The organism is Sphingobacteriales bacterium (assembly GCA_016699615.1).
GTDB lineage: Bacteria > Bacteroidota > Bacteroidia > Chitinophagales > JADIYW01 > JADJSS01.
Genome location: CP064984.1, coordinates 953,929 through 977,567 on the forward strand (window position 1 = coordinate 953,929; position 23,639 = coordinate 977,567).

At 29.5% G+C, this 23,639-nt stretch carries 18 protein-coding genes and 1 pseudogene; 6 read left to right on the plus strand and 13 right to left on the minus strand.

Going from position 1 to position 23,639, the window contains the following annotated elements; genetic code table 11:
* Positions 1–38: 38 nt before the first annotated feature.
* Positions 39–1,187: a galactokinase gene (locus tag IPK18_04650; protein QQR98810.1), complete on the minus strand. Its 1,149-nt coding sequence runs from the start codon at positions 1,185–1,187 to the stop codon at positions 39–41.
* Positions 1,147–1,290 (minus strand): hypothetical protein, encoded by a 144-nt coding sequence (locus IPK18_04655; GenBank protein QQR98811.1) that lies wholly within the window; start codon positions 1,288–1,290, stop codon positions 1,147–1,149. Before IPK18_04655 ends, IPK18_04650 begins: the two co-directional genes overlap by 41 nt.
* A 318-nt stretch (positions 1,291–1,608) precedes the next feature.
* Here IPK18_04655 and IPK18_04660 point away from each other — a divergent pair, with 318 nt between their 5' ends.
* Positions 1,609–1,995: a hypothetical protein gene (locus tag IPK18_04660; GenBank protein QQR98812.1), complete on the plus strand. Its 387-nt coding sequence runs from the start codon at positions 1,609–1,611 to the stop codon at positions 1,993–1,995.
* A 30-nt stretch (positions 1,996–2,025) separates the two neighbouring features.
* Here IPK18_04660 and IPK18_04665 read toward each other — a convergent pair whose 3' ends face one another.
* Positions 2,026–4,680: a hypothetical protein gene (locus IPK18_04665; protein ID QQR98813.1), complete on the minus strand. Its 2,655-nt coding sequence runs from the start codon at positions 4,678–4,680 to the stop codon at positions 2,026–2,028.
* Positions 4,681–4,793: 113 nt separating this feature from the next.
* On the opposite strand from IPK18_04665, the pseudogene IPK18_04670 reads away from it, so the two are divergent.
* Positions 4,794–5,613 (plus strand): annotated as a pseudogene (locus IPK18_04670) (hypothetical protein).
* 252 nt (positions 5,614–5,865) lie between these two features.
* A complete protein-coding gene (locus IPK18_04675; GenBank protein ID QQR99295.1) occupies positions 5,866–6,444 on the plus strand; it encodes an alpha-glucosidase C-terminal domain-containing protein in 579 nt (192 codons plus the stop codon).
* Here IPK18_04675 and IPK18_04680 read toward each other — a convergent pair.
* The 4 genes from IPK18_04680 to IPK18_04695 are packed head-to-tail and all read right to left on the minus strand — an operon-like array spanning position 6,391 to position 12,330.
* Positions 6,391–7,869, minus strand: a complete 1,479-nt coding sequence (locus tag IPK18_04680; protein ID QQR98814.1) for a hypothetical protein — start codon at positions 7,867–7,869, stop codon at positions 6,391–6,393. The two genes, IPK18_04675 and IPK18_04680, sit on opposite strands and share 54 nt — an antisense overlap.
* A gap of 5 nt (positions 7,870–7,874) precedes the next feature.
* Positions 7,875–9,122, minus strand: a complete 1,248-nt coding sequence (locus tag IPK18_04685; protein ID QQR98815.1) for an ABC transporter permease — start codon at positions 9,120–9,122, stop codon at positions 7,875–7,877.
* 4 nt (positions 9,123–9,126) lie between these two features.
* Entirely contained in the window at positions 9,127–10,548 is a 1,422-nt protein-coding gene (locus IPK18_04690) for an ABC transporter permease (GenBank protein QQR98816.1), read from the minus strand.
* 9 nt (positions 10,549–10,557) lie between these two features.
* Positions 10,558–12,330 carry a hypothetical protein gene (locus tag IPK18_04695; protein QQR98817.1) on the minus strand — a complete coding sequence of 591 codons (1,773 nt, stop codon included), beginning with the start codon at positions 12,328–12,330 and terminating at the stop codon, positions 10,558–10,560.
* Between the two features lie 65 nt (positions 12,331–12,395).
* On the opposite strand from IPK18_04695, the gene IPK18_04700 reads away from it, so the two are divergent.
* Positions 12,396–13,295, plus strand: coding sequence for a TIGR01777 family protein (locus IPK18_04700; GenBank protein QQR98818.1), 900 nt, complete (start codon positions 12,396–12,398; stop codon positions 13,293–13,295).
* On the opposite strand, the gene IPK18_04705 is transcribed toward IPK18_04700, so the two are convergent.
* Positions 13,296–13,664, minus strand: a complete 369-nt coding sequence (locus IPK18_04705; GenBank protein QQR98819.1) for a hypothetical protein — start codon at positions 13,662–13,664, stop codon at positions 13,296–13,298. It lies immediately after the preceding gene.
* An 80-nt stretch (positions 13,665–13,744) separates the two neighbouring features.
* Here IPK18_04705 and IPK18_04710 point away from each other — a divergent pair, with 80 nt between their 5' ends.
* Positions 13,745–15,157, plus strand: coding sequence for a T9SS type A sorting domain-containing protein (locus tag IPK18_04710; GenBank protein QQR98820.1), 1,413 nt, complete (start codon positions 13,745–13,747; stop codon positions 15,155–15,157).
* A gap of 5 nt (positions 15,158–15,162) precedes the next feature.
* Here the strand turns inward: IPK18_04710 and IPK18_04715 are convergent, their stop codons facing one another.
* Complete coding sequence (locus IPK18_04715) at positions 15,163–15,894, minus strand: DUF45 domain-containing protein (GenBank protein ID QQR98821.1); 732 nt, start codon at positions 15,892–15,894, stop codon at positions 15,163–15,165.
* A 9-nt stretch (positions 15,895–15,903) separates the two neighbouring features.
* The gene (locus IPK18_04720) at positions 15,904–16,566 is read right to left on the minus strand and encodes a metal-dependent transcriptional regulator (GenBank protein QQR98822.1); all 663 of its coding nucleotides are present in this window, start codon (positions 16,564–16,566) and stop codon (positions 15,904–15,906) included.
* A gap of 61 nt (positions 16,567–16,627) precedes the next feature.
* Here IPK18_04720 and IPK18_04725 point away from each other — a divergent pair, with 61 nt between their 5' ends.
* A complete protein-coding gene (locus tag IPK18_04725) occupies positions 16,628–17,944 on the plus strand; it encodes an Nramp family divalent metal transporter (GenBank protein ID QQR98823.1) in 1,317 nt (438 codons plus the stop codon).
* 8 nt (positions 17,945–17,952) lie between these two features.
* Here the strand turns inward: IPK18_04725 and IPK18_04730 are convergent, their stop codons facing one another.
* From IPK18_04730 to IPK18_04740, 3 genes are read right to left on the minus strand one after another with little or no spacing between them, the layout of a single operon-like run.
* Positions 17,953–18,177, minus strand: a complete 225-nt coding sequence (locus IPK18_04730; protein QQR98824.1) for an alkylphosphonate utilization protein — start codon at positions 18,175–18,177, stop codon at positions 17,953–17,955.
* 11 nt (positions 18,178–18,188) lie between these two features.
* Positions 18,189–20,441, minus strand: a complete 2,253-nt coding sequence (locus IPK18_04735) for a transglycosylase domain-containing protein (GenBank protein QQR98825.1) — start codon at positions 20,439–20,441, stop codon at positions 18,189–18,191.
* Positions 20,431–23,553 (minus strand): tetratricopeptide repeat protein, encoded by a 3,123-nt coding sequence (locus tag IPK18_04740; protein QQR98826.1) that lies wholly within the window; start codon positions 23,551–23,553, stop codon positions 20,431–20,433. The genes IPK18_04735 and IPK18_04740 overlap by 11 nt, the downstream gene beginning before the upstream one ends.
* Positions 23,554–23,639 lie beyond the last annotated feature (86 nt).

The window sequence follows — 23,639 nt, forward strand, 5'->3', positions numbered from 1 at the left end:
GATGATATAAGTAAAAATATTTAACGTTTATATCATTCTTACTCAATTCTTCTTATACCATCAGAAATATCGCAAATGTAAAATGAAGCATCGTATTCTGTATTTGTTTTGTATTGTGTTTCTATATATGTAATAAAATCGTCTTTTCTTTTTTCTTCTACTAATGCAATACAACAACCACCAAATCCTGCGCCAGTCATTCTTGCTCCTATACATGCATCGTGTTTGGTTGCATATTCTACAATTATATCCAATTCATGGCAAGATACTTCATAGTCTTCCGCCAATGATTGATGTGATAAAGTCAATAAATTACCAAATCCATTAATTTCATTTTTTTGCAATAATTCTGTTGCAATCATTACTCTTTCATTTTCAGTAATGGCATGTTTTGCTCTTTGATACAAAATATCATCTTCTAAATACGCTAATGAAATTTGATGCACATTACACAAACTTTCTGCAATATCGAAATTTTGTAGTGTTGAAAATGCTTTTTCACATTCGCTTCGTCTTTCGTTATATTTAGATTCTGCGAGTGCTCTAGGTTTATTGCTATTTATGATTACAATTTTATATTCTCCAAAATTTGCTGCACAATATTTGTATTCTAAACTATTACAATCAAGTAGTATTGCATTGTTTTTTTTGCCATGTGCAACAGCAAATTGATCCATGATACCACAATTTACACCAACATATTTTCGTTCTGCTAACTGTGCATCTAATGCTAGTTGAGTTCTGTTGCTATCGTAGTATTGCTCATTAAAAATAAAAGCAATTAAACATTCTAATGCCGCAGAAGATGATAAGCCAGCACCCAATGGCAAATCGCTTGCAAGATAGATATTGGTGCCTTGATATGATACACCATTATTTGATAATACTTGTAGTGTTGCTAATACATATCTCATCCAATTAGAATGATGATTGATATCGTATTGTTTTTGTATTTGTATTGTAAATTCTTCTTCAAATTCTTGAGCATAGATTTTGATATTGTTGTCTGTTCTTGTTGAAACTAATGCTGTAATACCTAATGATATTGCAACTGGAAAAACAGAGCCACCATTGTAATCTATATGTTCTCCAATTAAATTAACTCTGCCTGGAGAAAAATAAATTGCAGTAGGATTTTCTACAAATCTATGTTTGAAATTTTCTTTTAGTTGTTCTGTATTTAGCATTTATTAAAATAATTAATTTTATTTTCAATCTTACTAATTGTTGACATGAAATACCAAGTAAACGACCTAACTCATCTTGTTTCACACCATTTATTTCTCTCATCTTTTATGTTTCTGCGTATATTTTGCATATGATAGTTTTTAAGTTGTAATTTACAACATTATAATTTTATTATACAACTAAATTTTAAAACATTATATATAATTATATTCTATTTTTGAAACTAGAAAAATATAATATTATAAAAAAACAAAATATATTTAGTATATTTGGCAATTATAATATCATCAGTTTATATAATTAGTTGCAAGAAGGAATCTAATGATAATGATGCTATTAATTTTATTTATAAAGAAGAATGAGATTAAGTAAAAAATTACCTAATCCTTATTCCTATAAAAACAATTACAATTAATGCTTATGAAAAATATATTAACAATTACATTACTTATGTCTTTATTAGAATCTTGTGTAGTAAAAGAATGTGATAAGGACATATCAAATATTTATATAAACAATACTTCAAAAGACATCTACTTTACCGTATTTGATAATGATTATATCCAAATAGATACTATATTAATTAATGGTCAATTGCTAAAAAACAGATATACTATTGAAAAAGCTGATTCAATAATCATCAACTTTGAGCATGCAAAACAGATTAAGTATCTTTCTGAAATAGCAGACTGTATAAGCAAAAATATACTTTGTAACGATAGCTATATACTAAAAGATAAATGTCCTAAAATTTATACTTTCACATTCACAGAAGAAGATTATAATAATGCGACACCTATTCCTTAGTATACAAAATACAAATCTGAGATAAAATTATTATTTCTGCCAAGGTAGTTTACCTTTAAATTTTTCTTTTAAATCTTCGCCTGTTTTTTTGATATTATCAACTGGGTTGGTTGCTGTACTATCATTTTTATTACCAGAAATAAGATTATTTAATGTTTGCTTTGCTGTTTCTTTGGCTTGCGTTTTTAGTGTATCAAAAGTTTGTTTTGCTTCTTCTTTTATTTGTTGCACTTGCTCTTGTACTTGTTCTTTCACTACATCTTTCATTGCACCACTACCGATTTTTCCATCTGGTTTGCCTACAGTGATTTTTGGATCTTTGGCTGTGCCTGTTACTTTCAGATTAATTCTTACAACTTCTGGAATTGCGTTATTTAATTGTGGTATTGGATTTTTTGCTAATAGATTTTTTGCAAAAGCACCTGCTTCTTGATTTAAATCTTGCCATGGCACATCAATAGCAACTGCATAATCTAATGTTTGGTCTAAACCTTGCGAACCACCAACTGTCATGTTCATATTATTTGCTTTTACAGTAAATGGTTGTACTAAAATTCTACCATTAGCTATTGTTGTATTGATGTCAATGTTTTCTATTCTTATATTTTCTAATTGTTTCAATTTAGTTGTTTCAATGATTTTTTTCATTGTATTTACGCCACTAATATTTGCCCAAGGCATTTTGAAATTTGCTGTACCACTTATTGTATTCAATACTGGCGACAAATCTGGTGTTAGTGTAGATGTGATATTCATATTTGAAGTAAAGTTGCCTTCAATGTGTTTCATAATTGGTGCTGCTTGTTGTGCAACATCAACAAATTTATACACTTCTTGTATGTTAAAATTAGATATATTATAATTTAATTTTGCTGTTGGTATATCTGTTTTGGTATTATAAAAACCAGAAATGATTGCACTGCCACCTAATAATTGTGCTGAAAGATTATTGAGTGTTAGTTGTTCGTCTTTGATGTTTGTATTGCCTTCAATATTTTTCAATGTAAGCTTATCGTATAATAATTCTCCAACTTTTGTAGTAGCTATAAAATCTACATTCTTTGGTATACGTACAACTTCTTTGGCTTGTTGTGCTTTTGATTGATTGGCACTTGTTGAATCTGGCAGAAATTGGTTGGCATCTATTTTATTTGAATTGATATTTAGTTTTCCTGAAAGTACTCCATTATTTGATAAAAAATAACCAATGTAGTTTTCTAATTTTCCAGTAATATCAAAATCTGAATTTGCTAATAATGCTTTGCATTGTTCTAATGCTATGTATTGTGGCGAAAAATTCATTGTCAAATTGCTAACACTCACTGGCTTTGGAACATCTTTGGATGCATACTCAATATTGTTTCCTTGTACAATTCCACTTGCTTGAATAGCTGTATAATTTTTCTTTTCTACATCTGACATTCTTGCTTTTATTGCTAAATCTATATTTGCATTACCGCTTAATTTATCTATGTCTTCCATTGGATAGATTTTTAAAACATTAGCTAGATTTAATTTTCCTTTGGCAAGTAAATTTACATCTGGATCAGAGAGTGGTGTTGCAATTCTTAGTTTTGCTTGTATTGGTTCTGTTCCCATTTTAAAATCTAGTCTCGAAATATCTATTACAGTTTCGTCTAAGTTGCCTTGTTGGTGCTGAACATTAGCATTTATAAAAACATTATTTACTGCAGTAGGCAAATCTGGGTATTGAAACTGTCCGTTATCAACTTTTAGTAATGCATTGAAATTTGGGTAATTGTCGCCGACTAAAGTACCTTTTGCACTTCCACTTAAGTCTACATTTCCTGATGCTTTTATACTATTAAAATCTTTTGCATAGATTGCTGGAATAAGTGAAAGTATAGATTTAAAATTTGTTTTATCTGCTTTGAAATTAACATCAAGGTTTGTTTTGTCTTCTTCTGCTTGCACGAACCCACTGAACAACAAACCTAAATCATTTAATTCTAATTTATTATCTTTGAACGTATATTTATTTTCTTTCTGATTAATATTTATTTTACTATCAAATTTAAGTATTGCATTACTCAAGTATTTTATCAATCCTTGTTGAACTGATAGCTTCTCAATTTCTGTTGTTGAAATATAATCAAATATATCTGTGCTAAAATCGCCTTTACCTTTATGTTGAATATTTTCTACTTTGAGTACATCGCTAGTTTGTAAATTATCATAATATAGATTTACATTATCAAGAATCAGTTTATTTAATGCAAGTTTAAATTTTGATGGTTCACTTGTAGTTGTATCATCACTTGGTTTTATAATATTCCAGTTTGCTAGTCCATTTTTATTTACAATAGCATTTAATTTTACATCGTATAATTCAATTGCCTCAACTTTATATTCTTCGCCTTTTATTACACTCATTATATCCAATGATGCTTTTAAATTACCTAAGTTTAATAATGTATCACCATCAAATTCATTTTTGCCAACAAGTGTTACATCATCTAATGATAATGCAATGTTTGGAAAATTTCTAATATTCTTTAATATAGATAAATTTATATCTCCAACATTTGTCTTTGCATCTACCTTTTTTTCAATCTCATCGTATGCTAATTGAACGATTTCCTTTTTAAAAACTAACGGAACTATAATTGCCGCAGCAATTAAAACAAAAAATACTGCAGCTATGCCAATTAAAACTTTCTTCATGAATAAAAATTATTCCACTAAGATAATCAATGTGTTTGAATGAATTATTAATATTATCTTACATAACATCTATTAAACTTTATGATTTTTTATAATTTAATTTATTTATAATAATGAGTTGGATATACAAAACTACAATTTATCAAATTTATCCTAGGTCTTATAAAGACAGGAATGGCGATGGTATTGGCGATTTACAAGGCATTATTCAGCAACTAGATTACATAAAAAACTTAGGATTTGAAACCATCTGGATTTCTCCTTTCTATGCTTCGCCTCAAGTAGATTTTGGGTATGACGTGGCAGACTATTTACAAATAGCTCCAGAATATGGTACGCTAGATGATGCTAAACAATTGATAGATGAATGTCATCAACGAAATTTAAAAATAGTTTTTGATATGGTGATGAATCATACATCAGACCAACATCCATGGTTTTTAGAATCTAAGCAAAGCAAAAACAATCCAAAAGCTGATTGGTATATTTGGAAAGACAAACCAAACAATTGGAAAAGTATTGTTAGCCAAAGGTTGGAAATATTGTGCAGAAAGAGATCAATATTATTATGCTTCGTTTCTTCCATTTCAACCAGATTTGAATTATAGAAACGAAGAAGTAAGACAAACTATGTTTGATATTTGCAGATTTTGGTTGGCTAATGGTGTTGATGGTTTTCGTTTAGATATTTTTAATTGCATTATAAAAGATAAAGATTTTAGAGACAATCCATTTTCTTTGAAACATATTATTCCATCGCATGATTATCCTGGTGGAAATTTTCAGCTGAGAAAATATTCTGTAAATCAAGATGGAAATTTTGCACTTGCAAAAGAACTAAGGCAAGTAATAAATGAATTTGAACCAGAACGAATGTTGCTTGGCGAAGTGTTTGGCATTCATCAACTAAAAAGAAAATACTTAGGCAATAAAGATGGCTTACATATAATATTTTTATTTGATATATTATATTTTAAATTTAATGCAAAATTTTTCAAACATAAAATTGAAGAATATGAGCGTGAATATCAACATCCATTGATGCCTACAATTGTTTTCTCCAATCACGATCAATTTAGAAGTATAAGAAGAATTGACAATAATGTAGAAAAAGCAAAATTGCTTGCTGTACTAAAACTTACTATTCGTGCAGTGCCTACTACCTACTATGGTGAAGAAATTGGTATGCAAAACACCATCATTCCAATAAAAAAAGCAAAAGATACTTTGGCAAAATCGTTTACTTGGGTGCCACAGTTTGTAGCTAATCTATTGCCTGTAGCAATAAACAGAGATGCTTGCAGAACGCCAATGCAATGGAACAGTGCATTGAACGCAGGATTTTCTACCAACAATACCACATGGCTTCCTGTGCATCAAGATTATGCTACTTGCAATGTAGAAAATGCTATCCAAAATAAAAATAGCATTTATTATATATACAAAAAATTATTATCAATAAGAAAAGAGAATGAAGTATTGCAATCTGGTAGAATACAAATCATTGATATAAAAAATAAAAATGTATTGGCATATGAGCGTAGTTTAGACCATACTAATTTATTGATTGTAATAAATTTTTCTAGCAAGTCACAAAATATTGTACTTCCTGATACTTATAATAATTGCAACTTACTATTTTCTATACATGCTACTCAAACTAGTAATGCGATATTAGGTTTAGATGCTTGGATTTTAAAAAGAAATAGCTTAATAGCTAATTTTGACAAACTGAAGGTATCTTTTATTCTCACTTGGAATTAAGATAGAGTTTGCATCTAATTGTGTTGCTTTTTTAGGCAATAAGTTTAGTTCTTCTTTTAATGTATTTAAAATACTTAATCGTTTGTACTTGCCATTTGGATTTACGTTGTATTCTACAAAATTTCCTGAGTTGCTAATATCTTCATTATAGATAAATTTTAGCACATTGTTTGCCTCAAATAAGCTAAACGAAGATCTATAGGCATCATCATTTTCGCTTTGTTGTGTTTTATAAATATAATTTTTCCAATCTACTTTTCCGTTATTTGCAACTGAATATATAATTATATCTCCAATATTATTTTTTTGTATTGTTCTTACTGTTTGTGGTATACTTCCAAAAACTGGATTGTAGTAATTGCTGGTAACTGGTCTATCTTGAATTTCGTATGAGAATTCTCCTTCTACAGCAAAAACAAAACCACCATCGCTGCGTGGAATTATCTTTTTTGGTGATAATGTAAATACTTTATCTCTCCAATTTTTTAATTCATAAGTTTGACTATTCTTTACTTCTTCTTCAGTAACTTGCGTATATTTTTCAGTTAAAATATTATTGGTGCGCAAATCTACTATTCTATAATAAAATCCTAAGTCTTCTTTATTGACTTGATTTTTATAAGCACACAAAATGTATAAGATGTCTTTCTCTAAATTAATATCTGAAATCAATTTCTTAAATGCAATATTATAGTCTTTTATTTCTGACTCAAATATAGTTTTTGAATCTTGATTATAAATTAGAACTGTGTATTTATCAAAAGAATAGTCATCATTATTCCATCTATCTTCTTGACCAAAAATTCCATAAACAAATCCGTTGTTATTAATTTTTACTGAGCGCACAGAAATATTATCAGTGCCATTAACAGTAAATAAATTTTTTGTTAATGCTTTAAAATTTGCATCGTAGCTAGCAAAACGTATATGTGTATTTCCTTTATTTTTAATTATTGTAAATGATAATATTTTAGAATTGTCTGGAGATGATTTGGTGTAAAAATGGTTTTTATTATCTAATTTTGCTGAAATAGAATCTAGGGTAACATACTCTATAATATTTAGATTTTTCCCAAACACAATGCCTTTGCAATATTGTATATCATACGTATTTTGCACATAAGTTACTAGAATTTTATCATTCAAAAGTACCACGTCTTCTATGCTGTTGCTTTGTATGGCAATATCTTTCTTTGCTATAGAATTTAGCTTATCATCTAAAATACTAAGTTGATGACTTGATTCTCCATAATAATAAATTACTGTACCTAATTCATTTTTTCCAAGTATTTCGTAATCTGCAAACTTATTTAATATTTTTTCTTGCGATGATGTATATACATTTTGTGCATGTACTGTTTGTTGAAGACAAGCTAATATTAAGCATAAAGCTAATGATATAATATTTTGTGCAATGTATCTCATCAAAATTATTTTTTCTGTCTTGGGTCTAATGCATCAGTCAATCCTTCTCCAATTAAATTAAATAAAGTTACAGTTAGGAAAATAGCAAATCCTGGAAATATAGCAACCCACAATTCTGATTTTCCTCCACCTGCTAAAGATAACAATTTTCCCCAAGTTAATGTTTCAGGTGGTATACCTAAACCTAAAAATGATAAGAATGATTCTATTAATATAGCTGCTGCTATACCAAATGCAATTGTAATTAAAACTGGTCCTATGGCATTCGGAATAGCATGTTTTATAAGTACTCTCCATTTTGAATAGCCTAATGCATCTGCTGCTTCAATATACTCTAGATTTCTAATTTTTAATAACTCAGCTCTGATAAATCTTGCAATTTCTGTCCATGAGGTAAGCCCAATTACAACCATAACTAGAAATATACTTGGTTTTGCAATGGCAACAATTCCTATAATTAAAAATAATCGTGGTATAGAAACTAAGATTTCAATTAATCTTTGTACTAAAATATCAATAGGTATTGCTGATTTCTTTTTAAAGAATGGTATTGGCTTTAAAATAAAGCCTGCGAAATATGCTATGCAAATTGATAATAAAATAATAGCTAATCCTAAGAATAATTTTTTGAATGTAAATGCATAAAAGAATCCAAAGAATAAAAATATTGCAAGCATCAACATACTTGCTCTTGAAATTCGCAATCTATTATCGCCAAAGAAACCAGCTAATGCACCTAATATTATACCTATAATACTTGCAATAGACATAGAAATTATACCTACTAAAAATGCTACTCTTGTTCCATGTATTAATGCTGATAAAATATCTCTGCCAATTGATTCTGTTCCTAGCCAATGTCTCCATCTGACACTTGGTACGTCTTGTTTTTGGAATGGCGATACATATCCAAAATTTAGAATATCTTGTGTATTTGGAGAATATGGAATTAATGGTCTTATTGCAAAATCAAATTTTGTATCAATCCAAGAAATATTATTTAATTCTGCATTTGGTTTGGTTAATTTTAAACTAGATAAATATTCATTAAATATTGGAAAATATGTTTTGCCTTCATATGTGCAAACTATTGGTTTTTCATTTGCCAATACATCTGCAAAGATTGCTATAAATGCCATAAATACTACAATGTATAATGATATTACAGCACGTTTATTGCGTTTAAACTGTCTTTTAACATAAGACCAATAATCTTGCTTGATAGCTGGTGTATTATTATTCGTTTCTGTCATTGCATTATTTTTTATCAAACTTAATTCTTGGATCAACTACTGCATATAAAATATCTGCTACTAAATAACCAACTAATGTTAGAATTGCAGAAAACATTACTATAGTGTACACAATTGGATAATCTCTTGCCAACAAGGCTTCGTAAGCTGTTTTTCCCATTCCTGGAATTGTGAACTTAAATTCTAAAATTACAGCACCACTTATCAGCAATGGGAATACATTGGCAAATAATGTGATGATTGGAATTAGTGAATTTTTCAATGCATGTTTCCACAATACAGTTTCTTCGTCTAAGCCTTTAGCTCTTGCAGTTCTTATATAATCTTGTGACAAAGTATTAATCATTGCACCACGCATTTGTCTTGATAAAAATGCTAAGCTTCCATAAGTAAAACAAATAATTGGTAAAATTAGATGATGTGTTCTTGTCCAAATTTTTTCTATGAGTGACATTGAGTCATCAATTTGTCCAATTCCATTTGCTGGATAAAAGTCAAAGAAATCGCCTCCTCCAAAAAATAGAATTAATAAGGTTGCAACCCAGAAATTTGGTAATGAATACAACACAAATAATGATGTAGATATACTTTGGTCTTTTAGATTATCTTTATTTGCTGCTGATGTAATTCCTAATGGAATAGAAATTAAATAAGTAAGTACGATAGAAATAAAACTTAGTATTAATGTCCATCTTACTGCGCCCCAAATTACGCTTTTCACTGGTCTTCCATCTTGGAATGATGTGCCAAAATCTCCTTGAATAAAATTTGTAATCCAATTGTGAAATTGATTATTTGTGCCATACCAATGAATTGCTGGTATTAATCTTTTATTTGGTGTAGCTTGTTCTTTTATTGATGCATATGCATTTTCAGTCTTTACTGCAGAAGTTTGTAACTTATCTTTCAGTGCTACATCTTTATTAATATTTGCATTGATGTCATCGAATGCGTGTAATACAACAGCATCATCACTTTCAATAAAAAGCTTTTGTATATTTTCTCTGATTGAAATAAGTAAATCTGCATTTGATGAATCTGATACTACATCTGCTGTTTGATAAGAGAATTGTTGCAATTGTTTGTAGTAGGTGTCAATTTCAGTCCAATTACCATATTTATCAACTAAATTAGATAAATTTTGTCTGTGGAATTTTTTAGGTATTGTATATAAATCTTTAGGTGTTGCTTGGTTAGACACTGAAAAATAGAATACTGGCAAATCTAAACCTAGTTCTTTTCTTTTTGCTATGTATGCTTCTTCTGATGCTTTTGCATTTGCACTACTTCCTGCATCATTGTTGGTGGTTAGCATTTGCTCTACTGGATCTCCAGGCACACTCACACTAAGGTAGAATGTAGCTAATGCTATCATTAACAAAGTAGGAATAAAAATCAATATGCGTTTTAATATATATTTAAACATTTTATACTATTAATCTTTTACTTTATACTCTTTCTTTACTTGCAAGGAACTAAACCAGATACCTGGATAAACAGAACTTTCTATTACATTTTCAAATCTTTTATGGATTGCATTCCTATAATCTTGAACATATAAATAGATGTATGGCAGTTGCTCATGTTGTATTTCCTGCCATTTAAGGAAATGCTTATTTCTTTCTTCATCATCTAATTCTGTTCTTATTTCATCTAACAATCTATCTGATTCTGCGCTACCAAAACTCATATAATTTGAACCATCCACAGCACTTGATGTGTGATAGATTTGTTTATCATCATCAATTCCTGGTGCTGATACCCACCCTTGATACCACAATTGACAATTATGTTTTTGTAATTCATCTAAATACAAAGACCATTCTAAAGGTTTTATATTGACACTAATTCCAACTTGTTTGTACGATTTCTGAATCAACAATCCAACCATTTCTCTCAATGGATTTCCACTGTTGTAATTATATGAAAGTTCAAATTTAATTTTCTTTCCATTAATAATTTTATCTAAGACGCCATCACCATCTGAATCTTTCCATCCAGCATCTTTCAATAATTTTATCGCTTTATCTAAATTATATTCATAAGGAACTATTGTGTCATTATAGTATGCTTTTCCTGGTTGCACAGAGCCTATTGTGCGTTTTGCTTTTCCATAAAAAATCTTTTCTATCATTTGGTCTACATTTGTAAGATATGCTAATGCTTTTCTTACGCTCAAATCACTTAGAATTGGATCTTTGTGGTTCATACCTATACACTGATAACCAAGCATAACTGGATTAGATTTCACAAAATTCTTTGTGAATTTTGGCGACAAGTCTAAATCTATATATGGTTTTATAGGTGTAGAAAAAATAAAATCTAATTGTTCGTTTTTTAATGCTGTAAATGCTGTATTAAAATCGTTAATTACTTCGTATATCAAATATTTAGGATATGCTTCAAAGTAGTGATTTACTTTATTCATTTTATCGCCCCACCAATTTGCTTTTCTTTCTAAGATCACTCTTTGTCCTGTTTCAAATTTTTTCAATTTATATGCACCAGAACCCAACATTAAACTTTCATCTCTTGCAAATTTATCTGAGTTGAATAATTCTGTAAATTCTTTAATCTCTTTTGAGTTTTTTATAGATTCAGATGCGTCTTTAAATTGTTGTAATGTATATTTTCTTAATATCTTTTTAGAGTCAAAAATATATTCTGGCAATACTCTTGTTTCATAAGGAAAACTTGACAAGATATCCATGTACTTCGTACAAATAAAAGTAATCTTTCTGATATCCTCAGGATAGGTAATCATCTTTTCTATGAAATCACAAGCAGATTGTAAATGAACTGTATTTGCTCCAGGACACATTACACTTTTTATGGTGAATGCAACATCTGCAGATGTAACAGGTGTTCCATTATCCCAAGTCGCTTCTGGTCTAATATTAAATGTAACTTCTAGTTTATCTCCATTGGCAATAACTTCTGGTACTTCTGTTGCAAGCACTGGAATTAACTTCAAAGTTCTATAATCAAAGCTTATTAAATTTTGAAACATATATGGTGCAACATAGTTTCGTGTAGTAGCATCAGAAACTGTAATTGGATTAATTCCTTTTGGATCAGATAAATTATGTATAACTACTTGATTTTTATAAACTTTATCTTTACTTCCACCATAAAATTTTATTGATCCTAAAACAAAAAATATTAGGAATAGAACTAAGGACAGGAATATTATGTTCTTAATACGCATAATTAAATTTAGGTTAACTAGTTGTTGCAAATGTAGTAATTTTAATTCTTAAAACTCTATTATTTATGCCAAAAATAATAATAACAGGTGGAAATGGTTTTATTGGAAAAAGCCTACAATATTTATTAAAACAGAATGATATTGAATTCAATATTTTAACAAGAAATCCGAAGAAGGAGAACGAATATAGATGGAATATAGAAGATGGATATATTGATGAAAATGTATTTAACAATGCTACTGCAATTATACATTTGGCTGGAGAAAATATTGGTTCAAAAAGATGGTCATCTGCGCAAAGGAAATTAATTATAGATAGTAGAGTAAATAGTACAAAACTATTGTATAATTTTTTAAGCAAGCAAAAACATACCATTAACACATTCATTGGTGCTTCTGGAGCTGGCATTTACGGAGATGGTAAGGACACTTGGCAGAATGAAGACACAGCTGCTGGAAATGATTTCTTAGCTGATGTATGTGTTGCTTGGGAATCTGAAGCAAAAAAAATGCAATCATTAAATATAAGAACAGCTATATTACGTACTGGCATTGTATTAGATAAAGACTATGGTGTATTGCCAAAAATCATACAATCAACAAAATATTCTATTGGCACTTATTTCTCTGATGGGAAACAATATATGCCTTGGATACATCTTGATGATATTATTGCAATTTATCTTTACACAATACAAAACAACAATATCTCTGGAATTTTTAATGCTGTTGCTCCAAATCCTGTTTCAAATAAAGAATTTTCTGATAAAATATCATTGAAATTAGAGAAACATTTACCACCAATTGCTGTACCATCGTTTGCTCTAAAAATCGCACTAGGCGAAATGGTAATTATACTTTTGAATAGCAATAGATGTAGTGCAAACAAAATTATTAATGCTGGCTATCAGTTTAAATATATAAATCTTGATAATGCTTTAGATAATCTACTTATCCAACAATAATTATTTTACTTTAATATAAACAGATTTGTTTGGTGGATAATCCATCATCATACAAACAATACATTCTTGATTTGTAGATTCTTTAGGTACAACCTTAAAATAAAATTCATCATTCACATTTATTGTTTTAGGCATATCGCATTTATTGGCAACTGCAACTGCATTTTCTACAACTTTGTTCGTGCCCATTTCTGTCCATTTTTCAGCTAAAGTATAATAATTCTTATCTAAAATTTGAATTACTGTACTAGCACATGATTGCCTAATCAATTTTGCTTTGATATATTGTGTATCTGTGCTATTTTGTATTTGCTTTTGGTGTGTACATGAAAACAATAAAAATGTAATTGGAATTAAAAAATATCTCATACTCAAATCTAAACAATTTCCTTGCCAAATGGTTTAATTATGAACTCAAATAACTTATATTTATATTAACATTCCATTATATGAAAAAAAAATTACTGACATTCAGCTTTATTTTTAGTTTTTGCATTAATATTTATGCACAGCAATTTGGACAGTTTGCTTTCCAAAATAGGCTAAGAACCTATTGGTTATATTTACCAAAGGATTATTCTCCAACAGAAAAATTGCCATTGATAATTCAAATGCATGGCTTTACATTAGATGGAAAATTTCATATGCAATATACTGAATTTAATAAGGTTGCTGATACTGCAAGATGTATTATGGTCTATCCAAATGGTATAGATAAAAGATGGAATTCGGGTACATTCTTCTTCATACAATCTGGTGTGGATGATGTTGGTTTTTTGGCTGAGCTGATAGATAGAATACATTTAAAATATAATATTGATTTAGAAAAAGTATATGCTGGTGGATATTCTGCTGGTGGTTTCATGAGTTATAAATTAGCTTGTGATTTAAGTAATAGAATTGCTGCCATTGCTCCAGTTGTTGCAAGCATGGTGTACGATAATATAAATACTTGTGTGCCTAGTCGCAGTATGCCTATGATTGCATGCAATGGTTCCTCAGATCCAATAACACCGTACAATGGTATTCCGCTAAATTTTCCAAGTATAGATACCATCAAGAAAGTATGGCAAGAACATAATTTGTGTGATGTTGTTCCAAGTATAGATACATTACCTAATCTTGATAATACTGATAACAGTCGTGTAGTTACCTATACTTATAATAATTGTGCAGATAATGTAACAACAAAGTTTTACAAAATATTGGATGGTGGGCACACTTGGGCTGGCGCACCAAACTATTTTCTTGGATTAATTGGCAATACAAACAATGATATTAAATGGTCATCTTTATCATGGAATTTTTTTAAACAGAATACCATTCCTACAAATGTAATTTGTGATGCACCTCAAAATTTGCAAGCTATTGCTAATGATACTAGCAACTATTTGCTTACTTGGGATGATGCTCCAAACGTTAATGGCTATAAAATACAATTGCTAGACAGTGCAAATAATACTATAAAAACATATACTTCTAGCACAAATAGCATTTCGATACAAGTAGATGATGCAACAAATAAATACAATTGGAGTGTAGCATCAAACTGCAATTCTGGTTATAGAAATTGGGCAACACCAGTTAACCTAAATTATATTGTATCAAGCATTAAGAAAAATAGTATTAAATCAATTCAATTATATCCAAATCCAACTACTGAATTTATAAAATTTGAGTTGTCAAATTACAATAATGATGCTACTGTTCTAATCTATGATATGAATGGAAAGATGGTACATCAAGAACAGAAAAGTGGTCAAGAAATTTCGATTGCTGTGACCAATTTATCAAATGGAATCTATATGCTACATTGCATTACAGATAAAGATATTTTTCAAAGTAAGTTTGTAAAACAATAGGCAATTTAAAAATCATATTTACCTTGATTGAGTTTTAACCAACGTACATGTTTTTTATAATCTGGCATTGCTGTTTTTACTAATTTCCAAAATCTATCTGAATGGTTCATTTCTTTTAAGTGTGCCAATTCATGTATGATTACATATTCTATAATTTCATTTGGCATCAACAATAGTTTTGTAGAAAATAATAATGTTCTATCAGGATAGCATGCGCCCCATTTTGATGTAGAATATTTTAGTTTAATATCTTTGATAGCTTCATTAAAATACAATTCATTTAATCTTTTTGTTTCAATAATAATTTTATTTCTAAAAAATTTATTTGTAAATTTTATCAATAATTCTTTTATGAGTGACACATTATTTTGTTCAAATTCTTGTTTTAATAAATGTAATTCTATGGTATAATTTCCAATATAACTTAATTTATTTTTTGATGTTTTACTTTCAAGCACATGAATCAGAAATTCAGTATTGTATATTGTAATAGTTTTAAGATGATAATCTAAAACATTTGATTTGAATGATGCAAATAATTGTTTTTCTTGTATTGTCTTTTTTGCCCATTCAAGATGTTTGGCTGTAATTTCTTGTCTTTCTTCAGCACTTAGATGTGAAGGCAATCTAATAATTATATTTCGTGGCGTAACAGAAACAGTAGCATTATTTCTTCTTTCAATAAATAATTTTAATGGGACAGGAATGCCTTCTATTTTATATAATTTACTACTCATACATCATACTTAAACCAAAGTTACAAACAAGCATTTTGCAGCTTCTGCACTAATATAAATATCTTTTTTCGAACTATTTTTTATCCATACACTATTGTCAAATTCTTCAATGTCTACAATTAAAAATACTTGCTGCAATGATAAGTTTATTTTTTTCATGTACTTTAAAAATGCAGTACTGTGGTTGCTAAAATGTACTAATTTATATTTCTTATTAATAGTAGCATTAGATAGCATGGTAACTTCTATTGCTTCCATGTTGCCTTTTGCATCAGGAATTGGATCGCCGTGTGGGTCAAATTTTGGATAGTTTAATAATTTATCAATACTATCTATCAATTCATCTGAATGTATATGCTCTAATTGTTCTGCAATATCATGTACCTTATCCCAAGTAAAGTGCAATACTCTGGTTAAAAAAAGTTCCCAAAGTCTATGTTTTCTAATGATATGTAATGCTAGATTTCTGCCTTTCTTTGTCAGTTCTACACCATAATATTTTTTATACGTAATAAGGTTTTTACTTGCTAGTTTCTTTAGCATATCAGTTACTGATGCAGCTGAATAATTTAGTTTATATGCTATATCATTTGTCTTAACAATAGTAGAATTACTATTTTCTATTAATAGATAAATATTTTTAATGTAATTTTCTTCAACTATACTGTACATTTTTTTAGACAAACCTAAAAATTAAATTTGTAATATCAAAATTTTTAGATGACTTTTGTATATGTCGAAATGGAAATTTGAGCGAACGAGAAATAGTCTTCCAGAAATAAATGCTTCTGTGAATGTAAATAACATAAAAAATAATTGGAAAAAGTTATTTGCATTTGCTGGTCCAGGATTTATGGTTGCTGTTGGCTACATGGATCCAGGAAACTGGGCAACAGACATAGAAGGTGGCTCAAGATTTGGATATACATTACTAACAGTCATATTATTGTCAAATCTGTTTGCAATGGTATTGCAACACTTATCATTAAAACTAGGAATTGTATCAGGTAGAGATTTGGCACAAGCATGTAAAGACAATTACAGCAAACCTGTAGCATTTTCATTATGGGTTTTAGCAGAAATAGCTATTGCTGCTACAGATTTAGCTGAAGTAATTGGCTCTGCAATTGCTATCAATTTATTATTTGGCATTCCACTTTCTGTTGGCATCGTTATCACAGTTTTAGATATCTTAATTCTATTAGCTCTACAAAATAGAGGATTTAGATATATAGAAGCCTTTGTTGCTGGATTGATATTTATCATATCATTTTGTTTTATATACAACTTAGCATTAGCGCAACCTCAAATTGCAGAAGTGATAAATGGATTAATACCAAGAACAGAAATCATTACTAATTCTGATATGTTATATATTAGTATTGGAATTTTGGGTGCAACAGTAATGCCGCATAATTTGTACTTGCACTCTAGTATAATACAAACAAGAAATTACGAAGACACTGAATCTAGTAAACGAAGTGCTATAAAGTTTGCAACAATAGATTCTACTGTATCTTTGGCACTTGCATTTTTTATTAATGCTGCTATCTTAATTTTAGCTGCAGCAACTTTCCATAAAAATAATTTACATGATATTGCTGATATATATGATGCACATAGAATGCTTGAACCTATACTTGGTGCAAAAATAGCACCTACATTTTTTGCAATTGCACTGTTGGCAGCTGGGCAAAATTCGACACTTACTGGTACACTTGCTGGACAAATAGTAATGGAAGGTTTTTTGAATTTGAAAATAAAAGCATGGCTACGCAGATTAATCACAAGATTGATTGCCATTGTGCCAGCATTATTAGTATCATTAATCTATGGTAAAAATGCAACTGGAGAACTATTGGTGCTAAGTCAAGTAGTATTGTCTGCACAACTAAGTTTTGCTGTTGTGCCGTTGGTCTTATTCACAAGTGATAAGGATAAGATGGGCGTTTTCGTAAACTCAAAAATACTAACTGCAATTGTTTGGATAATAGCATTTATTATTATCTCACTCAATTTATATTTGCTTGCTGGTTTCTTCTTTGACTAGAATAAGCATTATCCTTTCTTTAGAAAACAAGTTTTAAGGACAATGCTTTGTCCATCTACTTTGCAATCTATTTCTTCTTCGTTGTCTGTTAATCTAATGCGTTTTATAACCAAACCTTTTTTCAAATTTAAGTTTGAGCCTTTTACTTTTAGGCTTTGAGTAAGTACAACTGCATCTCCATCATTTAATTGATTACCATTACAATCTTTTACTATTAATGTTTCATCTTCCATACTAATGCTATTTAATATTTATACTCTGTATCATAATTTTCTTCAATGGCATCTCCATTTCCTATAAAACTATCATCAATATTATATTCTTCTCCATCGCCAGAACAGCTATTTTTTACAAGTGTAGAATCTGATGGTGTAAAGAATTTCATATCTTTTTTGAGTTTTAATTTTGGATCATTGTATGCTTTATTCATAAACTTACCAAAAATAGGCATTGCAGAAGCAGAACCCATACCATTTCCTGTGTATAAGAAGTGTAAGATTGGATCATCGCAACCTACCCATACACCAGCAACCAATTGTGGTGTATAACCAATAAACCATCCATCTGTATTTTTGTTCGTTGTACCTGTTTTACCTGCAAGACCTTTAATATCTCCCAACCCAAATTTACCTCTTAGACTTGCTCCTGTTCCACCTGGACCAACTGGTCCTTTCATCATATCTACCATTTTATAAGCAACATTATCACTCATTACTTCACGCATTTCTGTGGTAAAGTTTTGTACTATATTTCCCTCTTTATCTTCTATTCTTAATAGATATTGTGGTTTTGTAGAAATACCTGCATTTGGAAATGTGCTGTACACTGTCATCATTTCACTTAATGAAATATCTGCTGCTCCTAAACAAATTGGTGCATAAGGTGGCAAATCAGATGTAATTCCCATTTTTCTTGATAAATCGATAATTGATGGAACTCCAAATTTTAATGTAATATATGCTGCAACTTTGTTATCTGATTTTGTAATAGCATGTTTTAATGTTTGTGGCCCACCGCTTCCACCACGTGGACACCAATTACCAATACAAATACTTCCTGGTGCTACGACCATACATGGCGACCAGCCGTTATCAACTGCTAGTGCATATACAATAGGTTTGAATGTAGAACCTACTTGACGTTGTGTATTACAGTGATCTAATTTAAAGTAATTGAAATTTGGTCCACCTACCCATGCTTTTACATAGCCTGTATTGGGTTCCATTACCATGAATGCAACTTGTAAAAATGACTTGTAATATTTTACAGAATCATATGGTGTGAGTGTGGTATCTTTTAATCCATTGTATGTAAAAACTTGTATTCTGTTTTTTTGTGTTTTAAATACTTCTAATATTTTATCATCACTCATACCTTCTGCTTTCATATTACGCCATCTGTCTGTATTTTTACAAGCTGAAAGCAATATTTTTTGTCCTATTTCTTTGTTCCAAGGATTCCAGCCACCTCTAAATTGTGCATCCATTATTTTTTGATGGTTGCGCAAATGCTCTACTGCTGCTTCTTCTGCATGTTTTTGCATTCTTGTATCTAATGTGGTATATATTTTTAAACCATCAGTATATATGTTGTATGATGTGCCATCTGGTTTTTTATTTTCTTTTGCCCATTTTTTTAGATACTCTGCCAATGTTTGTCTGAAGTATGGTGCTAAGCCATCTGATGCTGATTCTGCTGTAAAATTTAATTGTATTGGTCTGTCTTTTAATGCTTTATATTGTGCATTGGTAATGTAACTATTATCTATCATTAACATCAACACTGTTGCTCTTCTTGTTTCGCATCTTTTTTTAAATGTTTCGTTTCTACGTGGATTGTATAGTGATGGATTTTGTAGCATACCTACAAACATTGCTGCTTCTTCTATAGATAAATCTTTAGGTTTTTTTCCTAAGTATATTCTAGATGCACTTTCTATTCCAATTGCATTGTTCACAAAATCGAATGTATTGAAATACATTGCTATGATTTCGTGCTTGGTGTATCTACGTTCTAACATTACTGCAATTACATATTCTTTTGCTTTTTGGATTATTCTTTCAAAAATATTTCCTGCTTGTTTGTGAAACATGTTTTTAGCTAACTGTTGTGTAATGGTACTTCCGCCACCATCAGATGCTAACAAGCCAAAAGTTAATTTGTTTAAAACTGCTGCAAAAGTTCTATAAAAATCTATTCCTGAGTGGTCATAGAATCTTTTGTCTTCTGTAGATACTAGTGCTTTTTCTAACCATGGTGATAGCTGGTCGAAACTTACATTGCTTCTATTGTTGACATAAAATTTTCCTATTAATACAGAATCTGCTGAATAAATTTCTGATGCTAAGTTGGCGTTTGGATTTTCTATTTCTTCGAATGATGGTAATTTGCCGAAAACACCAATTCTAATTAATAGAAAGAAAAGAAAAAGTGCTCCAATACCTGCAAAAAAAGCATACCACACTATTTTAGGAGAACGGAATTTACTACTCTTCATTATTTATATATTTTTTAATAAAATATTCTTCATATTGTTTTAAGTCATTGAAAGATTTGATTCGTTTTAGATTGCTATTGGCTACTATATAATAACTAACTTGTTCTGACAATTCTTTAAACAGTTGTTTTTTGTCTATGTTTAGATTTAACATGAATTTTGAAGCCTCTTCAATTGTTTCAAATTTTCTGAGTGTAATTATGGTTTCTTTATTCTCAAAGAATACTGGATTTGGTTTTATTTTTTTATCACTTGCTTTGGTTTCTGCGTATTTTTTCAAGTCATTGACAACTTCTTGCAATTTGAAGTATGGACTATTTAATTGGACTACAATTAAGAAATCTGTTGTGTCAAACTCAAATTCTATTGTAGGTATTTTTACTGTATCTTTTTTTATTTCTGGTGTTGTAGCTATATTTTTTGTAGAATCTTTTAGGTTATTCTCAAATTGGATTAACGCAATTAGATAGTCTTGTGCTTTTTGTTTTATTTCTGTATTTGGGTATTTTAGAATTATATCTGATAGTGATTGTTTGTATTTTTTTAATTCTTTTTGTTTGCCATATGCTAATGCTTCTAAGAAATCGAACTGTGCTAAATCTGGATGTTGTGGGTATTTTTTTAATGCTACTTTTTTGTTCTCTAACACTCTTGGGAAATCATTGTCTTGGAATGATTGATAGGTTGATGCATAAAGTGTTGAAATATTATCATCATTTATTGTTGTATTTTTTGGTTGATTTAAACTACCTAATTTTTGTGCGACATCACTCAATGGGTAGTTTTCTAAAATGTAGCTTTTCTCTTTCTCAGCTAAACCATTTAGATTTTGTTCTAGATAAATTAGGTACAAATAATAGTGTGCAATAGCATCGTATTCGCTGTTTGGAAATCTTTTAATCAATTCATCAAATGATTGTTTTGATTTAGGTATATTCTTTAATTTATTTTTGAAGATAACGCCAATATTGTACAATGCATCTGCAATAAGTTTATCAGATTTTATAAAGTCTTCTGGTGTTTTTGGAATTTCTAATTTTATATCTTTTGATGTAACTTTTTGCGTGCTATCTTTCTTCGATACTACATCTAAATTTTCTGTTTCTTCAAACTCTGAATCAAAGATTGTTTTCTGACTTCTTCTCCAATTTGGTTCTAATGGTCTATTACCCCAAAGTAATTTGAATTGTTTGTATCCTTTACTTTTCAAATCTTGATTGTAAAAATACCACATTCCATTTGATGAGAAATTTGTAATAGCTGCCTCTGCACCTAAAAATCCTCCTTCGTTTTCTTCAACAGAAAGTTTTGACTTTTTCTTTAATAGTTTTTGTTTCTCAAATTCTAAATCAGCCAAATATTTTTCTAATTCTTTTGGTGATAATTTCCCTAATTTTTGAAGACTATCTTGTTGTACAACGATAGTATAATAGTTTGCCAAATCTTCTAAAACAGATTGTTTTAGTTCTGCATCTTTATATTCTATGTGTTCTTTTGGTAAGAATGCAATTGTGCTGTCATAATTATCTTTTGCTTTTGCATACAGTTCATTATTGAAATTAATTTTTCCCATTAGTAAATGAGAAAGTGCTTTTTGTTTTGTATTGATTGTACTTACTTCAACTGATTTTTGTAATTGCTCTAATGCTTTTGCTGTGTCTTTATTGTTGTTTAATGCATACAATGCTAACTCATAATATACTTCATCAGCTTCGTCTTTGTTTTTTCCAAAACGCACCAATTTCTCAAGCATTTTTTCTACGTTCTTATCAGATAATTCTGGGTAATGTGCAAAAATATCTGTCATTTTTAATTTAGAATAAAATGCTAATTTATCATCAGTAGTATGCTTAATTACTTTCTCGAAATAATCTACTGCATCTGCTGGTTGGTTATTTTGTTGGTATAATTGTGCAAGAATAAATTCATAATGTGCTCTTTCATCTTTTTTCTTTATTAATAACATTGCATTTTCTAATTTTTCAATAGCCAATGGTATATTATTTTTCTTTACGTACTGATAGGCATCTACTAAATGTATATCTTTTCTTTGTTTTTTAGTTAGCTTACGCAATGCTTTAGAATATGCTATGATTCCTGTTGCATCAGCTTCTCTATTCAATTCTATTAATGATCTTGCCATCCATACTAATGCTTCAGGTCTGCTTTGTTTGTGTTTTATTTTTTCCCAAAATGTTAGTTTATTCCATTGTTCTTCTTCTTTTTTAGAAAGCTCATCTTTCAATGGTTCATCTTTGTCTCTGTTTGTAGTATCAACAAAATATGGATTTTTCACCCATTCATCATCAATTAAAATGTATGGTTTTGTTTTATCAATTGTTTCTTTATTTTTAGTTGTGTTTGTTTCAGTAGGCTTTTCTTCTACTTTTGATGTAGAGTCAACTTTGTTTTTTTGTGGCTTTACCTTTGCTAATAGTTCTGGTGGAATCTTTTTGCCTTTTTTCTGTAATGCTATTATTTTTTTCTTTGCTTTAATAATTTCTTCTAGCTGTTTCTTTTTATTTGCCACAGCTTCTTGTTGCTTATCTCTTAGTTCATCAGCTTTTTTTTCAGCTTCTTTTTTATTTTGATTAAGTTTAAGTTCTATGATTTTTTGTTGTTCACCATTTTTCTTTTTTAGTTCCTTTTCTCTTTTTCTTAGGTACTTCATTCTATCCTTATTGCTAAATCCTACTTGAGCATTTAGTTTATCAGGCTTCATTGTAGTTACAATGTATTGAAAAGAGGTTAATGCTGTATCTACTTTCTCTTGCATATATTGTGCCTTCCCTAACAATAAATATGCATTATCTTTCCATCTACTATAATTTCTAATCTGTAAGACAATGCCCATTTTCTTTTCAATTGTTTGCATATCACCAGCATAACTTTTCATGCTCTCTGGTGTGTATAGATAAAATGGAATAGTCTGACTGTAATCTATTTTTTTTGCTAAATCATATTGTCTTAATGCTTCTTTGTATCTTTCATTAGCATTAAAGTACCAGTTGTTTCTAGTGGTCAAATCGCCCCAAGCTTTTTGTACAATATTTGCCTTTTTGTATGGAGAGTTTTTCTTGCTTTTTTTATCCTTTGCGTTGGAAAAAAACATACAAGATATCATTAAAATAATGACAACAAAATATTTCTGATAGATATTAGAATTTCTATGCATTTTCTTTAAAAGAAGTAATTGAA